Below are 16,597 nucleotides of genomic sequence, written 5' to 3'. Positions count from 1 at the left end.
GGAGAATAGAAAGTATGTCTGAGAGAGTTTTAAGTCTTGAAGAAATAAAACAAGTGGAGTTGGATATTTTAAAGTATCTACATGAATTATGTGAACAGCATCAGATTAAATATTTTATTGATTTTGGAACCTTACTAGGAGCTGTCCGACATAAAGGATTTATCCCTTGGGATGATGATACGGATATTTCCTTGGCGCGAGATGAATTTGAAAAGCTTTATAAGGTTTTAAAAAATGAGAATCATCCCTACTACAAATTGATTTCTTTTAGAGAAACAAAAGGCTATCCGTATAGTTATATGCGTGTTCATGATATTAGAACACGTAGAGACGCCAATCTTCTGGACCCGACAGTCGTATTGGGAACTTGCGTTGATATTTTTCCATACGATGGTGTCGTGACGGAGGAAAGTGATTGTAAGAAAATGAAGCTCTATAAACACTTTGTCCGCCTTTCTTCTTTGAATTTTAAAGGGATCAAGTCTGAGAATGGTGGACTTAAAAATCTGCCTCGTTATATTGGGTCAGCTATTTTCCGTCTAAGCTCTCCACAAACTTGGAATCAAAAATTAGAGAACCTTGCTTTGAAATATAGTGTAAATCAGGCTACAGATCTTACCTGTACGATATTTGATCCAAGCTTTCCAGAGGGAATCAAAAAAGAATGGCTCTATGATCTGATTGATATGCCATACGAAAACATCGTAGTGAAGGCTCCGAGAAAATACCATGAAATTCTTGTCTACGAATTTGGAGCAGACTATATGACTCCACCACCTGTTGAACAGCAGGTTCCAGGAACTGATAAGAATTATTGGATTGATTAGTAAGAGATTGTTTTCATCGAGAAAGGAGTGTTCAAGATGAAGAATAAAAGATTAGTTAAATCAGTCAGTTATAGTTTATTTGCTTTCCTTTTTGTGTTGATTGGTTTATCACAACAAGTTAATGCAGACACCATTACTGCTGGTTCAGGTAATCGTATCCATTTCATAAATACTAAAGCAAAATCCGGGAGTGATGCTATTCTTCTGGAGAGCAATGGTCATTATGCCTTGATTGACATGGGGGAAGATTATGACTTTCCTGATGGGAGTGACCCACGCTATCCAAGCCGCTGGGGAATTTCCATGAGAAATTATCAAGTCTTGGAAGACCGTTTGATTCGCCATCTTGATCAGATTGGTGTTAAAAAATTAGATTTTATTTTGGGAACCCATGTACATAGTGACCATATCGGCGGAGCAGATGAGATACTTAATCGTTACCAGGTTGGTAAGTTTTATTTAAAAAAATATTCAGATGATCGGATCACCTCACACTGGGGACTCTGGGATAATCTTTTCAATTATGATAATGCTTTGAGAACCGCACACAAACGAGGAGTTACTCTTATTCAGAATATTACAGACGAGGATAGTCACTTTAAATTAGGTGATATGGATATCCAACTCTATAATTATAAAAATGAATATGATGCTGATGGTAACCTGAAAAAAGTTCTAGATGATAACTCCAACTCAATCGTTTCAGTGGTGACTGTGGCAGGAAAGAGAATCTATCTTGGTGGAGATTTGGATAACGCAGAAGGAGCGGAAGATAAGTTAGGTCCTGTTATTGGTAAGGTAGATATGATGAAATGGAATCATCATTATGATGCGACAATTTCAAATACGATTAATTTTCTTGAAAACCTATCTCCAAAGATGATTATTCAGACAACTGGTGGTGATATTAATGTTGCTTCAACCAGAGAATATCTCCAAAAGAAAAATATTCAAGTTCTCAGAGCTTCTAGTCAAACTCAAGATGCTACCGTTTTTGATATTAGTGATAGCGGATTTGCCAATGTTTCTAATCTCTTCCCGGACATCCCTGTAGTTGACGAAAAATGGTATCAAGAAGGTGGCTACTGGAAATATCGTTTAAGTGACGGGGAAATGGCTATCGGTTGGAAAGAGATTGGCGGAGCCACTTACTTCTTTAATGGAAAAGGGCAAATGCAAGCAGGACGCTGGCTTCACCTTAATGATGATTGGGGAGAAAATGCCAAGGGAAATGACTACTATTTGAACCAAAATGGTAAAATGCAAACTGGTGGTTGGTTCAAGCTGGATGGTCATTGGTATTATATCCAATCAAATGGTGCTAGACGATTTAGTGAGCTTTCTGAAATTGGAGGGAAGAAATATCTCTTTGCAGCAGATGGGAAGATGCTAACAGGAAATCAATTCTTTAATGGCAAGAAGATGTTCTTTAGCGAAAGTGGTGCACTCCAAACAGCAGGTAAACCTTTAACTTGGCAAAAGATTGATTCAGATTGGTATTTCTATGATGAGGATGGGCTACGGACTGTTGGCAAAAAGAATATCAATGGAAGCACGTATTACTTTAATCAAGAAGGTGTGATGCAAACCGGTTGGGCCTTTGTTGATGGTCACTGGAACTATTTTGCAAGTTCTGGAGCTATGAAAACTGGCTGGATCAAGGATCAGGATACTTGGTATTATCTGGATAAAGATGGTATCATGCTCACTGGAAAACAAGATATAAATGGTGTTCGTTACTATTTGAACGCTAGCGGTGCAATGCAAACGGGCTGGAAATGGCTAGAGAATAATTGGTATTACTATGCGAACTCAGGCGCTATGAAAACAGGCTGGATTAAGGATAATGAGAAATGGTATTACCTAAATCAAGATGGTATTATGTTAACTGGAATCCAGACGATTGGCGGTACGCGTTACTATTTGAGTCCTAGTGGTGCCATGCAAACAGGCTGGCAGTGGCTTGATAAACACTGGCATTACTACGCTGACTCAGGGGCTATGAAAACCGGTTGGTTGAAAGAACAAGGAACATGGTATTATCTTGAAGATCAGGAAGGTATCATGCTGGTCGGTTTCCAACAAGTAGATGGTAAGCAGTATTACTTTAGTGCATCAGGAGCAATGCAAACAGGCTGGAAATGGTTTGATAATCATTATCGTTACTTTGAAGCAAATGGAGCTATGAAAACAGGTTGGATAAAGGATAAAGGAATCTGGTATTATCTCAATCCTGAAGATGGCATCATGTTGGTTGGCCTTCATAAAGTAAATGGTGATCATTATTACTTTGATGAATCAGGAGCTATGCAGACCGGTTGGAAACGAATTGACGGTAATTGGTACTATTTCCAAACAGATGGTTCCTTGTTGAAAAATGCCACCACACCGGATGGTTATAAGGTAAACGAGGAAGGCATTTGGAGACAGGCTGTTGCTGCTGTCAATGGCGAAGCAGATCAGTCAGAGAAGAAGCAAGAAGCTAGTTCTTCTATTGCTGAACAGCCAAAACAAGATTCAAATCTAGAAGCCAATACTTCTGACAAGAAAGAAAAAGAATAAAAGAAACACCCTACTAGTAAACGCTCGTTTATCAGTAGGGTGTTCTTTTAGTTTCTTTTGATCTTAGCTAATACTAGGTTCAGTGCATAGTGAAGTGTTTTATCCTTAGTGAGAAAGAGTGTTAAGAGATAGTAGATTCCACAAGTAGCTATGGTAGAGAGAACCATGAGGATCATGTTGAGGTTCACCGTATAGGAACTGATTTGGAAAATCATCTTGAAAATATAGAAGATCGGAATAAATCCAAGGGATATGAGACCATAACGTGTTAAGGTCACAAAGATTTCTTTTAAATTGATTAGTTGGTGTTTCCTAATAAAATGAATTTCTAAGAGAACAACGATGGCTTCTGCAATAATGGTAGTAGCAATATAATACTCAGGGGCAAAAATATTATTGATATATAAGATACAGTTGAAGAGGAGATTTGCGCCACCACCAGCAAAGTAGAAAGCAGTCAAGCGGTTCTCGTGGTCATTGATAAAGATAATTTGCTTACCAAGAATCAATTCAATAGCCCAGATAATGGTTCGAAAGGCGAAGACGCTGGTCACGATACCTGCCTCAAGATACTTTTCAGAAGAGTAGATAACCGTTGCATACTTTCCTAAAATCATAATTCCGAAACTAGTTGGAATCATGAGAAAATAGAATAAGGATGCCGCTTGATTTACAAGATAATTATAAGAATTGTAATCCTTTTTCCCGAGGTAGTAGCCGAGACGTGGAATGCTGACACTGATAGCTCCACTTAAGACACCAGCAATCAGCATGACGATGCTATAGGCAATTGTATAATAAGAAATATAGTTTTCATCTGGTCCCTTGGTGATAAACATTCTATCTAGCAAGGTGTAGAGCATATTGGCATTTGCCAAGAGAAGCATAGTAAAGAGTGGTTTAGAAGCCTTAGCTAACTCAATGAAACCAATTTTAACAAAGGAAACTTCTCTCTTAATCCAAAGAAAACTAAGGAGGTAGTTGAGGATAGTGGTCGCAGTCATGACGATAGCATAAGGAACGATATCATCAGCCGTTTTAACGAAGGCAAAGATAGCGATCAGCATGGTAATTCGAATAATCAATGTCTTGTAAAGGATAAAGGCATAGTTTTCATAGGCCTCATTCATCCATTCGATATTGAGAAATTGGAAGAGTGCTTGAGCTCCTAGGATGTAGTAGAGAACTTTCAGATTCTCAATGCTGGTGTCAAAGAAGATAAAAAGGAAGTAGATACCAGTCGTCAGGAGAGAGGTGAAAACTGAGATATAAAACAACTTAGAAAAGACGTAGTTGATTTTATTCTTGTCATCTTTGACCTTACTGATAGCTCGAATCCCGTAGTTGTATATCCCAAAGGCAGCTAGTGGAATAACAAAGCTAGCCCAGGTATTGGCGGTGTTGAAATAACCGTAGTTGGATTTGCTGAGGATCCGCGTCAGATAAGGGTTGGTTATCAGCGGAAAAACGATATTGAGGATATTGACCAGCAAGCTGGCCAAGGCGTTTACTTTTATATTTTTCATTGAACTTTCTTTCTTAAATCTTAAATCATATCTAGTATTATATCACATTCCAGCTTCATTCTTTTGATAAAATCGTAAAAATCTAGTATAATAGATAGACTGAAAGTAAGAGGTTACTAGATATGAAGATGAAACAAATTAGTGATACAACACTGAAAATCACGATGACTTTAGATGATTTGATGGATCGAGGAATGGAGATTGCGGACTTTCTCGTTCCTCAGGAAAAAACCGAAGAGTTTTTCTATGCTATTTTAGATGAATTAGAGATGCCAGACAATTTCTTGGATAGTGGCATGCTGAGTTTCCGTGTGACGCCAAAACCTGACAAGGTCGACGTCTTTGTGACCAAGTCCAAGATTGACCAAAATCTGGATTTTGAAGATTTGGCGGATTTACCAGACATGGAAGAATTAGCCCAAATGTCACCGGATGAATTTCTCAAAACCTTGGAAAAGAGTATCGCAGAAAAGACCAAGGACGATATTGAGGCCATCCGATCTCTAGAGCAAGTGGAAGCTAAGGAAGAAGAGCAAGAGCAAACAGAAAAGGAGACGGAGAATAAGAAAGAACCTTATATCTACTATATCCTGCGCTTTGCAAGCCTTGCTGACTTAGTTGCTTTTGCAAAGACGGTTAACTACCAGATGGAAACATCTGAACTCTATAAGATGAATGGGCACTACTATTTGACAATTTTAGTCGATATTGAAAATCATCCAAGTCCATATCCGGCTTGGCTCTTGGCTCGTATGCGTGAGTTTGCAGACGACAGTGACATCAGTCGTTCAGTCTTGCAAGAGTATGGGCAAATCTTGATCAATCACGATGCAGTTCTCGGTCTGCAAAAGATTCGTTCATAATTTTTAAAATCAATTTTCATTTATCAAGAAAGACGAATCATGGGATTCGTTTTTTCTTTACTAGACTGAAATAGTGATTTACTATAATAGGAATTTTCACAAAATTCTGTTATAATGGCTATATCAGAAAATTTCTAGGAGATAAACATGACAGTTAAAATTGCTTTACTTGGATTTGGTACCGTTGCAAGTGGTGTGCCATTCCTACTAAAGGAAAATGGAGAAAAAATCGTTCAGTCAGCTCATTCAGAGATTGAAGTAGCCAAGGTATTGGTCAAGGATGAAGATGAAAAGAACCGCTTGCTTGCAGCAGGAAATGACTTTAACTTTGTAACCAATGTAGATGATATTTTAGCAGACAAAGATGTTACCATTGTAGTGGAATTGATGGGGCGTATCGAACCAGCTAAAACCTTTATCACTCGTGCCTTAGAAGCTGGAAAACACGTTGTGACAGCAAACAAGGACCTTTTGGCTGTCCATGGTGCAGAATTGCTAGAAATCGCTAAAGATCATAATGTAGCACTTTACTACGAAGCAGCAGTAGCTGGTGGTATTCCAATTCTTCGTACCTTGGCAAATTCATTAGCTTCTGATAAAATCACGCGCGTTCTTGGTGTCGTTAACGGAACTTCTAATTTTATGATGACCAAAATGGTCGAAGAAGGCTGGTCTTACGATGACGCTCTTGCGGAAGCACAAAGACTTGGATTTGCAGAAAGCGACCCTACAAATGACGTGGATGGGATTGACGCAGCCTACAAGATGGTGATTTTGAGCCAGTTTGCTTTTGGAATGAAGGTTGCCTTTGACGATGTAGCCCACAAGGGAATCCGTACCATCACACCGGAAGACGTAGCTGTAGCCCAAAACCTTGGCTATGTAGTGAAATTGGTTGGTTCTATCGAGGAAACTCCTTCTGGTATTGCTGCGGAAGTAACTCCAACCTTCCTTCCTAAAGCACATCCACTTGCCAGTGTGAATGGAGTAATGAACGCTGTTTTTGTAGAATCTATCGGCATCGGTGAATCGATGTACTACGGACCAGGTGCTGGTCAAAAACCAACAGCAACAAGTGTTGTAGCGGACATTGTCCGTATCGTTCGTCGCTTGAATGATGGCACTATTGGTAAAGACTTCAACGAATATAGCCGTGAATTGGTCTTGGCAAATCCAGAAGATGTTAAAGCAAACTACTATTTCTCAATCTTGGCACCAGACTCAAAAGGTCAGGTTTTGAAATTGGCTGAAATCTTTAATGCTCAAGATATTTCCTTCAAGCAAATTCTCCAAGATGGCAAAGAGGGTGACAAGGCGCGTGTAGTGATTATCACTCATAAGATTAATAAAGCACAACTTGAGAATGTTTCAGCTGAGTTGGCCAAAGCTTCAGAATTTGACCTCTTGAATACCTTCAAGGTGTTAGGAGAATAGGATGAAGATTATTGTACCTGCAACCAGTGCCAATATTGGGCCAGGTTTTGATTCGGTCGGTGTAGCTGTTACCAAGTATCTTCAAATTGAGGTCTGTGAAGAACGGGATGAGTGGTTGATTGAACACCAGATTGGCAAATGGATTCCCCATGACGAGCGTAATCTCTTGCTCAAGATTGCCTTGCAAATTGCGCCTGACTTGCAACCGAGACGCTTGAAAATGACCAGTGATGTTCCCTTGGCGCGTGGTTTGGGTTCTTCTAGCTCGGTTATCGTTGCTGGGATTGAACTGGCCAACCAACTGGGCAATCTCAACTTATCTAACCATGAAAAATTGCAGTTAGCGACTAAGATTGAAGGACATCCTGACAATGTGGCTCCAGCAATTTACGGTAATCTCGTTATTGCAAGTTCTGTTGAAGAAAATGTTTCAGCGATTGTGGCTGACTTCCCAGAGTGTGATTTTCTAGCTTATATTCCCAACTATGAATTACGCACTCGTGACAGTCGTGGTGTCTTGCCTAAGAAATTGTCCTACAAGGAAGCTGTTGCAGCTAGTTCCATTGCCAATGTGGCGGTTGCAGCCTTGTTGGCAGGAGACATGGTGACTGCTGGTCAAGCGATTGAGGGAGACCTCTTCCACGAGCGCTATCGTCAAAGTCTGGTCCGTGAATTTGCGACGATTAAGCAAGTAGCCAAAGAGAATGGTGCCTATGCAACCTATCTCTCTGGTGCTGGACCAACAGTTATGGTCTTGGCTTCTCATGATAAGATGCCAGCGATTAAGGAAGAATTACAAAAGCAACCCTTCAAAGGCAAACTGCATGACTTGAAGGTTGATACCCAAGGTGTCCGTGTCGAAACAAAGTAAAGAAATAGAGGATAGGATGGGGAAACTCTCGACCAGAGGGCTTCCTATCCTTTTTTTGAAAAGAAGTTGATACTCAATGAAAATCAAAGAGCAAACTAGGAAGCTAGCCGCAGGTTGCTCAAAACAGTGTTTTGAGGTTGTGGATAGAACTGACGAAGTTAGCTCAAAATACTGTTTTGAGGTTGCAGATGTAAGCTGACGTGGTTTGAAGAGATTTTCGAAGAGTATTAGTTAAAAACTTGATAAAGGAGAAATGAAGATGGCAGAAATTTATCTAGCAGGTGGTTGTTTTTGGGGCCTAGAGGAGTATTTTTCACGTATTTCTGGAGTGCTAGCAACCAGTGTTGGCTACGCTAATGGGCAAGTTGAAACGACCAATTATCAGCTACTTAAGGAAACAGACCATGCAGAAACGGTTCAAGTGATTTATGATGAGAATACAGTATCACTAAGAGAGATTTTACTTTATTATTTCCGTGTCATTGATCCCTTATCAATCAATCAACAAGGAAATGACCGTGGTCGCCAATATCGAACGGGGATTTATTATCAGGATGATGCAGACTTGCCAGCTATCTATACAGTGGTGCAGGAGCAGGAGCGCATGCTGGGTCGAAAGATTGCAGTAGAAGTGGAGAAACTTCGGCACTACATTCTGGCAGAAGATTACCACCAAGACTATCTCAAGAAAAATCCTTCGGGATACTGTCATATCGATGTGACTGATGCTGAGAAGCCCTTGATTGACGCCTCTAACTATGAAAAGCCTAGTCAAGAGGTGTTAAGGGAAAGTTTGTCAGCAGAGTCATATCGTGTCACCCAAGAAGCTGCTACAGAGGCGCCATTTAGCAATGCCTATGACCAAACCTTTGAAGAAGGGATTTATGTAGACATCACGACGGGTGAGCCACTCTTTTTCGCCAAGGATAAGTTTGCCTCAGGTTGTGGTTGGCCAAGTTTTAGCCGTCCGATTTCTAAGGAATTGATTCACTACTACAAGGACTTGAGTCATGGAATGGAGCGAATCGAGGTTCGTTCTCGGTCAGGAAATGCTCACTTGGGTCATGTTTTCACAGATGGACCGCAGGAGTTAGGTGGCCTGCGTTACTGTATTAATTCTGCATCCTTGCGCTTTGTAGCCAAGGATGAGATGGAAGAAGCAGGATATGGCTATCTATTACCTTACTTAAACAAATAAAACGGAGAGGGGGGGATTCCCACTTTCTTCATTTCCATAATAAGAATAGAAGGGATTTATGAAACACTTACTATCTTACTTCAAACCCTACATCAAAGAATCCATTTTGGCCCCCTTGTTCAAGTTACTAGAAGCTGTGTTTGAGCTCTTGGTTCCCATGGTGATTGCAGGTATTGTTGACCAATCCTTGCCTCAGAGAGATCAAGGGCATCTATGGATGCAGATTGGTCTGCTCCTTGTCTTTGCAGTGATTGGCGTTTTAGTGGCCTTGGTAGCCCAGTTTTACTCAGCCAAGGCAGCGGTTGGATTTACCAAAGAACTGACAGACGACCTTTATCGTCACATTCTTTCTTTACCCAAGGACAGCAGAGATCGTTTGACAACTTCTAGCTTGGTGACTCGCTTGACTTCGGATACTTACCAGATTCAGACTGGCATCAATCAATTCCTGCGCCTCTTTTTGCGAGCGCCTATTATCGTTTTTGGAGCCATTTTTATGGCCTATCGCGTCTCAGCTGAGCTGACTTTCTGGTTTTTAGTTATGGTTGTGATTTTGACGATTGTCATTGTAGGGCTCTCTCGGCTGGTCAATCCTCTCTACAGTAGTCTCAGAAAGAAAACGGACCAATTGGTTCAGGAAACGCGCCAGCAATTGCAAGGGATGCGAGTTATTCGTGCTTTTGGTCAAGAAAAGCGAGAATTACAGATTTTTCAAACTCTTAATCAAGTTTATGCTAGATTTCAAGAAAAGACGGGTTTCTGGTCTAGTTTATTAACACCTCTGACCTATCTGATTGTTAATGGAACTCTTCTCGTCATCATCTGGCAGGGATATATTTCAATTCAGGGAGGAGTACTTAGTCAAGGTGCTCTAATTGCTCTCATCAACTATCTCTTGCAGATTTTGGTGGAATTGGTTAAGCTCGCTATGCTGATTAATTCCCTCAATCAATCCTATATCTCAGCTAAGCGAATCGAGGAAGTCTTTGCAGAGTCTCCCGAAGATATTCATTCAGAATTAGAAGAAAAGCAAGTTGTGAACGATCAGGTTTTACAAGTCCAAGAATTAACCTTTACCTATCCTGACGCAGCCCAGCCTTCTCTGAGAGACATTTCCTTTGATATGAAGCAAGGACAGATCCTTGGTATCATTGGGGGAACGGGTTCTGGTAAGTCAAGCTTGGTGCAAGTCTTACTTGGACTTTATCTAGCAGACCAGGGGAGCATTGACCTTTATCGAAATGGACGTAGTCCTCGTAATCTTGAGCAGTGGCGGTCTTGGATTGCCTATGTGCCTCAAAAGGTCGAACTCTTTAAAGGAACTATTCGTTCCAACTTGACTCTAGGTTTCAATCAAGAAGTATCTGACCAGCAACTCTGGCAGGCTTTGGAGATTGCGCAAGCTAAGGATTTTGTCAGTGAAAAGGAAGGACTTTTGGATGCCACTGTTGAGGCAGGAGGGCGAAATTTCTCAGGTGGGCAAAAACAAAGGCTATCTATTGCCCGAGCGGTCTTGCGCCAAGCTCCATTTCTCATCCTAGATGATGCGACCTCGGCCCTCGACACCATCACTGAGTCCAAGCTCTTGAAAGCTATCCGAGAAAATTTGCCAAATACAAGCTTAATCTTGATTTCTCAACGGACTTCGACACTTCATATAGCTGACCAGATTCTCCTCTTGGAAAAAGGTGAGCTCCTAGCTATTGGCAAGCACGATGACTTGATGCAAACTAGTCAAGTCTATCGCGAAATCAATGCATCCCAACATGGAAAGGAGGACTAGCATGAAACGACAAACTGCAAACCAGACGCTCAAACGTTTAGCCGTAGATTTAGCAAGCCATCCTTTCCTCCTTTTCCTTGCCTTTCTAGGAACTATTGCCCAAGTTGGCTTATCAATTTACCTACCTATTCTGATTGGGCAGGTCATAGACCAGGTTCTAGTGGCTGGTTCATCACCAGTTTTTTGGCAAATTTTTCTCCAGATGATCTTGGTGGTCATAGGAAATACACTGGTACAATGGGGCAATCCTCTTCTTTATAATCGTCTAATCTTCTCTTATACCAGAGACTTGCGAGAGAGAATCATTCATAAGCTCCATCGTTTACCGATTGCTTTTGTGGATCGGCAAGGCAGTGGGGAGATGGTTAGTCGTGTGACTACGGACATAGAGCAGTTGGCAGCTGGCTTGACCATGATTTTTAACCAATTTTTCATTGGCGTCTTGATGATTTTGGTTAGTATTCTAGCAATGCTTCAAATTCACCTCCTCATGACCCTCTTGGTTTTGTTGTTGACACCCCTGTCTATGGTGATTTCACGCTTTATTGCCAAACGCTCCTATCATCTCTTCCAGAAGCAAACAGAGACCAGGGGGATTCAGACTCAGTTGATTGAAGAGTCTCTTAACCAGCAGACTATTATCCAGTCCTTTAATGCTCAGACAGAGTTTATCCAAAGACTGCACGAGGCGAATGCCAACTACTCAGGCTATTCTCAGTCAGCCATCTTTTATTCATCAACGGTTAATCCTTCGACTCGCTTTGTCAATGCGCTCATTTATGCCCTTCTTGCTGGAGTGGGAGCCTATCGTATCATGATGGGGTCCACCTTGACCATTGGACGTTTAGTGACTTTTTTGAATTACGTCCAACAGTACACCAAGCCCTTTAACGATATTTCTTCAGTGCTAGCTGAGTTGCAAAGTGCTCTCGCTTGCGCAGAGCGCGTCTATGCTGTCTTAGAAAGTCCTGAGGTAGCTGAAACAGGTAAGAAAGTCTTGACCAGTGACCAAGTGAAGGGAGCTACTTCCTTTAAGAATGTTTCTTTTGGATACAATCCTGAAAGGATCTTGATTAAGGATTTGTCCATCGATATCCCAGCTGGTAGCAAGGTAGCCATCGTTGGTCCGACAGGTGCTGGAAAATCAACTCTTATCAATCTCCTCATGCGTTTTTATCCTATTAACTCGGGAGATATCTTGCTGGACGGTCGTTCTATTTACGACTATACCCGAGCATCATTGAGACAGCAGTTTGGCATGGTGCTCCAAGAAACCTGGCTCAAGCAAGGAACCATTCATGATAATATTGCCTTTGGAAAGCCTGACGCCAGTCGGGAGCAGGTGATTGCTGCTGCAAAAGCAGCTAACGCAGACTTTTTCATCCAACAGTTGCCACAGGGATACGATACTAAGTTGGAAAATGCAGGAGAATCTCTCTCTGTTGGGCAAGCCCAGCTCTTGACCATCGCTCGAGTCTTTCTAGCTATCCCAAAGATTCTTATCTTAGACGAGGCGACTTCTTCCATCGATACACGGACAGAAGTGCTTGTTCAGGATGCCTTTGCCAAACTCATGAAGGGGCGCACAAGCTTTATCATTGCTCACCGTTTGTCAACCATTCAGGATGCGGATTTGATTCTTGTCTTGGTAGATGGTGACATTGTTGAACATGGTAACCATCAGAACCTCATGGCTAGAAAGGGCAAGTATTACCAAATGCAGCAAGCTGCCGCTTTTAGCTCTGAATAATCCTTTCTATTTTGCAATATTATGGAAAAAAGTTGCCTTCGGGTGACTTTTTTGTTACAATAGCTAGAAAAATCAGGGTCTTAGAAGGAGAAAACAATGAAAGTCTATCAGCATGTAAATATCGTGACTTGTGATCAAGATTTCCATGTTTATTTGGATGGTGTCTTAGCCGTTAAGGACTCTCAAATCGTCTATGTCGGCCAAGAGGAGCCAGAGATTTTAGAGCAAGCTGAGCAGATTATAGACTATCAGGGAGCCTGGATCATGCCTGGTTTGGTCAATTGCCACACCCATTCTGCTATGACAGGTTTGCGAGGGATTCGGGATGACAGCAACCTCCATGAATGGCTCAATGACTATATATGGCCAGCAGAAGCAGGATTTACTCCCGATATGACTACCAAGGCAGTCAAAGAAGCTCTGACAGAGATGCTCCAGTCAGGGACAACAAGCTTCAACGATATGTATAATCCCAATGGTGTGGATATTGAGCAAATTTATCAGGCAGTCAAGGAATCTAAGATGCGTTGTTATTTCTCACCGAACCTCTTTTCTTCAGAGGCAGAAACAACTGCTGAGACTATAAGCAGAACACGATCTATTATAGAAGAAATCTTAGGATATGAAAACCCAAATTTCAAGGTTATGGTAGCTCCACATTCTCCCTACAGTTGTAGTAAAGATTTGCTGGAAGCGAGCTTAGATATGGCAAAAGAGCTGGACATTTCTATCCATATCCATGTGGCGGAGACCAAGGAGGAATCAGGAATAATCCTGAAACGATACGGCAAACGCCCTCTCACCTTTCTAGAAGAACTAGGTTACTTAGATCATCCGTCTGTCTTTGCTCATGGGGTTGAACTAAACGAGAGAGAAATTGAATGCTTGGCGACTTCTCAAGTGGCTATCGCCCACAATCCTATTAGTAATCTCAAACTGGCCTCAGGGATTGCTCCAATCATCCAACTGCAAAAAGCAGGAGTAGCAGTCGGAATTGCGACTGACTCGGTTGCTTCCAATAACAATCTAGATATGTTTGAGGAAGGACGGACAGCAGCCCTTCTTCAGAAGATGAAAAGTGGAGATGCCAGTCAATTTCCTATCGAAACAGCCCTTAAGGCACTGACAATCGAAGGTGCTAAGGTTCTAGGAATGGAAAATCAAATAGGAAGCCTAGAAGTTGGCAAGCAAGCGGATTTTCTGGTCATTCAACCACAAGGAAAAATCCATCTCCAACCTCAGGAAAATATGTTATCTCACCTCGTTTATGCAATCAAATCCAGTGATGTTGACGATGTCTATATTGCAGGAGAACAGGTGGTTAAGCAAGGCAAAGTTTTGACAGTAGAGATTTAAAAAATTTTTCAAAAAAAGTTTGCAAAAATCTTGCATTCTTTTTTTGTCTATGCTATACTTATATACGGTTTGAAAAAACTGCCTAAGACAGTAGGGGAGCTCGACTCATAAAGATCCTACCGAGGACAAAACGTATCATGTAAAAAGAAGCGTATTGTACTTTCGTGTCTAGGTTTGGGCGCGTTTTTCTTTTGGAAAAATTCCCCAAGCAAAATAATTACGGAGGTGAACACACTAATGAGTGAAGCAATTATTGCTAAAAAAGCGGAACTAGTTGACGTAGTAGCTGAAAAAATGAAAGCTGCTGCATCTATCGTCGTTGTAGACGCTCGTGGTTTGACAGTTGAGCAAGATACAGTTCTTCGTCGTGAGCTTCGTGGAAGCGAAGTTGAGTATAAAGTCATTAAAAACTCAATCTTGCGTCGTGCAGCTGAAAAAGCTGGTCTTGAAGATCTTGCATCAGTATTTGTTGGACCATCTGCAGTAGCATTTTCTAATGAAGATGTTATCGCACCAGCGAAAATCTTGAACGACTTTGCTAAAAACGCTGAAGCACTTGAAATCAAAGGTGGTGCAATCGAAGGCGCTGTCGCATCTAAAGAAGAAATCATTGCTCTTGCAACTCTTCCAAACCGCGAAGGACTTCTTTCTATGCTCCTTTCTGTACTTCAAGCGCCAGTGCGCAACGTTGCTCTTGCAGTCAAAGCGGTTGCAGACAACAAAGAAGACGCAGCTTAATCTTAAGCTACGCAGCGTAGCCTAGCTACGAAAAAAACTATTATAAAATTAAAAACTTATTTGGAGGAAATAACAATGGCATTGAACATTGAAAACATTATTGCTGAAATTAAAGAAGCTTCAATCCTTGAATTGAACGACCTTGTAAAAGCTATCGAAGAAGAATTTGGTGTAACTGCAGCTGCTCCTGTAGCTGTTGCTGCAGCTGGTGCTGCTGACGCTGGTGCTGCTAAAGACTCATTTGACGTTGAGTTGACAGCTGCTGGTGACAAAAAAGTTGGCGTTATCAAAGTTGTACGTGAAATCACTGGTCTTGGTCTTAAAGAAGCTAAAGAACTTGTTGATGGTGCACCAGGTGTCATCAAAGAAGGCGTTCCAACTGCAGAAGCAGAAGAAATCAAAGCTAAATTGGAAGAAGCTGGAGCTTCAGTTACTCTTAAATAAGAGGCATATACCAATTAGAATTCGGAATACTATAGTATCAGCCTTTTAGAATCGTGAACACATTTTAGAAACTGATAAATTAATTTAGTTTCCTACCAAAAACCCTACCAAAAATTAATTTGGCAGGGTTTTTCTTTTTAATAAAATTATTTTGGAGAACAGTAGAATATTGTTCTCCTTTTTTTATTTTCAGGAGGGAAAATGACAAAAGAATTACAATCATCACGCTATATTGTCATTTCATTTTTAGTACGTGAAATGGGAATTGACATTGTTGAAGCCATCTCTCTTATGGCTGAATTAGAAAAAAGTGGATTGGTTCGATTGGAATCAAGTGGAGATTTAATACTCAAAGAACTTGGAGGAGCGCTATGAAACGAATAACCGCAAATCAATACCAAACTTCAGAACGGTATTATAAATTACCTAAAATTCTTTTTGAGGATGAGAAATATATGGATATGAAACTAGAAGTAAAGGTAGCTTATTCTATTTTAAAAGATCGTTTAGAATTATCTCTCAGTCGTGGTTGGATAGACGAAGAAGGCTCGGTTTATTTAGTATTTTCTAATTCTAAACTGATGAGGCTGTTAGGTTGTTCGAAGTCAAAATTACTGTCCATCAAAAAGATTCTTAAAGAATATGACTTAATTGATGAAGTGCAACAGTCTTCAAGTGAGAAAGGAAGACTAGCTAATAAGATTTATTTAGGGGAATTATCTTCTACCCCAGTAAGTAATTCAAACAGGCCTAGTGTTAAAAAAGGACTAGGGCAGGTTGAAAATGAAACGGGCCCCGTCTCACATCCAGCCCCTAGTGAGACTGAAGTTAGTGAGACTAAATATAGTGAGACTGATTCTTTATTTATTGAGGATGAGGAAGAGAGGAACTCTCAACCTATCTTGAAAAGGAAAGTAGAAAAGGTCACAAAATATGATCGAGATTATATTTGGGGATTGGTACAAGAACAATTTAGACGAGAAGGTTTTTCTGAAACAGCCAGTGAAATTGCTATGACTGATTTTGAGAGAATCTATCAGTATGCTCTTGACAATGTTCGCTTTGTTAGACGAGCGGAAGTTTTGGCTGAATTTGTGTTTAATGGCTTGTATTCCGTTTGGAACAACCGTGTTAGAAAAGGAGGTGGTTAAAATGTCGCCAATCGAGTGGATATTAGTTATCCTCATTGTCATTTCAAGTGAAGTGACACTTTGTTCATTGATAGTCGATAAGAAAGGGGTGATA

Annotated in this window: 14 protein-coding genes and 1 other annotated feature; of the genes, 13 read left to right on the top strand and 1 reads right to left on the bottom strand. The window is 40.8% G+C overall.

The window, feature by feature from the left end:
• The first annotated feature begins 14 nt into the window (after positions 1-14).
• Both ACVBD2_RS06945 and ACVBD2_RS06940 read left to right on the top strand, forming a co-directional pair.
• Positions 15-827, top strand: coding sequence for a LicD family protein (locus ACVBD2_RS06945; RefSeq protein WP_268709264.1), 813 nt, complete (start codon positions 15-17; stop codon positions 825-827).
• A 36-nt stretch (positions 828-863) separates the two neighbouring features.
• Positions 864-3,389, top strand: a complete 2,526-nt coding sequence (locus ACVBD2_RS06940; protein WP_461685478.1) for a ComEC/Rec2 family competence protein — start codon at positions 864-866, stop codon at positions 3,387-3,389.
• Between the two features lie 47 nt (positions 3,390-3,436).
• Here ACVBD2_RS06940 and ACVBD2_RS06935 read toward each other — a convergent pair whose 3' ends face one another.
• Positions 3,437-4,915 carry an oligosaccharide flippase family protein gene (locus tag ACVBD2_RS06935; RefSeq protein ID WP_461685477.1) on the bottom strand — a complete coding sequence of 493 codons (1,479 nt, stop codon included), beginning with the start codon at positions 4,913-4,915 and terminating at the stop codon, positions 3,437-3,439.
• A 122-nt stretch (positions 4,916-5,037) separates the two neighbouring features.
• On the opposite strand from ACVBD2_RS06935, the gene mecA reads away from it, so the two are divergent.
• The 11 genes from mecA to ACVBD2_RS06880 all read left to right on the top strand — a co-directional run bounded on the left by mecA (position 5,038) and on the right by ACVBD2_RS06880 (position 16,503).
• Positions 5,038-5,778 (top strand): adaptor protein MecA, encoded by a 741-nt coding sequence (mecA, locus tag ACVBD2_RS06930; RefSeq protein WP_461685476.1) that lies wholly within the window; start codon positions 5,038-5,040, stop codon positions 5,776-5,778.
• Positions 5,779-5,925: 147 nt separating this feature from the next.
• A complete protein-coding gene (locus ACVBD2_RS06925) occupies positions 5,926-7,212 on the top strand; it encodes a homoserine dehydrogenase (RefSeq protein ID WP_461685475.1) in 1,287 nt (428 codons plus the stop codon).
• Between the two features lies 1 nt (position 7,213).
• The gene (gene thrB, locus ACVBD2_RS06920) at positions 7,214-8,083 is read left to right on the top strand and encodes a homoserine kinase (protein ID WP_461685474.1); all 870 of its coding nucleotides are present in this window, start codon (positions 7,214-7,216) and stop codon (positions 8,081-8,083) included.
• 259 nt (positions 8,084-8,342) lie between these two features.
• Positions 8,343-9,281: a peptide-methionine (R)-S-oxide reductase MsrB gene (gene msrB / locus ACVBD2_RS06915; RefSeq protein WP_461685473.1), complete on the top strand. Its 939-nt coding sequence runs from the start codon at positions 8,343-8,345 to the stop codon at positions 9,279-9,281.
• Positions 9,282-9,339: 58 nt separating this feature from the next.
• Entirely contained in the window at positions 9,340-11,064 is a 1,725-nt protein-coding gene (locus tag ACVBD2_RS06910; RefSeq protein ID WP_461685472.1) for an ABC transporter ATP-binding protein, read from the top strand.
• A 1-nt stretch (position 11,065) separates the two neighbouring features.
• Positions 11,066-12,814, top strand: coding sequence for an ABC transporter ATP-binding protein (locus tag ACVBD2_RS06905; protein WP_461685471.1), 1,749 nt, complete (start codon positions 11,066-11,068; stop codon positions 12,812-12,814).
• Between the two features lie 96 nt (positions 12,815-12,910).
• Positions 12,911-14,170, top strand: coding sequence for a TRZ/ATZ family protein (locus ACVBD2_RS06900; RefSeq protein WP_461685470.1), 1,260 nt, complete (start codon positions 12,911-12,913; stop codon positions 14,168-14,170).
• 63 nt (positions 14,171-14,233) lie between these two features.
• Positions 14,234-14,369 (top strand) — a sequence feature (ribosomal protein L10 leader region).
• A 38-nt stretch (positions 14,370-14,407) separates the two neighbouring features.
• On the top strand, positions 14,408-14,908 hold the full coding sequence (rplJ, locus tag ACVBD2_RS06895; protein WP_001287271.1) for a 50S ribosomal protein L10: 501 nt from the start codon (positions 14,408-14,410) through the stop codon (positions 14,906-14,908).
• Between the two features lie 75 nt (positions 14,909-14,983).
• Positions 14,984-15,352: a 50S ribosomal protein L7/L12 gene (rplL, locus tag ACVBD2_RS06890; RefSeq protein WP_001196964.1), complete on the top strand. Its 369-nt coding sequence runs from the start codon at positions 14,984-14,986 to the stop codon at positions 15,350-15,352.
• A 201-nt stretch (positions 15,353-15,553) separates the two neighbouring features.
• Entirely contained in the window at positions 15,554-15,727 is a 174-nt protein-coding gene (locus ACVBD2_RS06885) for a hypothetical protein (protein ID WP_000159607.1), read from the top strand.
• Positions 15,724-16,503 carry a replication initiator protein A gene (locus ACVBD2_RS06880; RefSeq protein WP_048768057.1) on the top strand — a complete coding sequence of 260 codons (780 nt, stop codon included), beginning with the start codon at positions 15,724-15,726 and terminating at the stop codon, positions 16,501-16,503. Before ACVBD2_RS06885 ends, ACVBD2_RS06880 begins: the two co-directional genes overlap by 4 nt.
• The last annotated feature ends 94 nt before the right edge of the window (positions 16,504-16,597 follow it).

Source organism: Streptococcus sp. KHUD_018 (assembly GCF_054861215.1).
The sequence above is the reverse complement of the archived record's forward strand: the minus strand, read 5'-3'. Positions and strand labels throughout refer to the sequence as shown.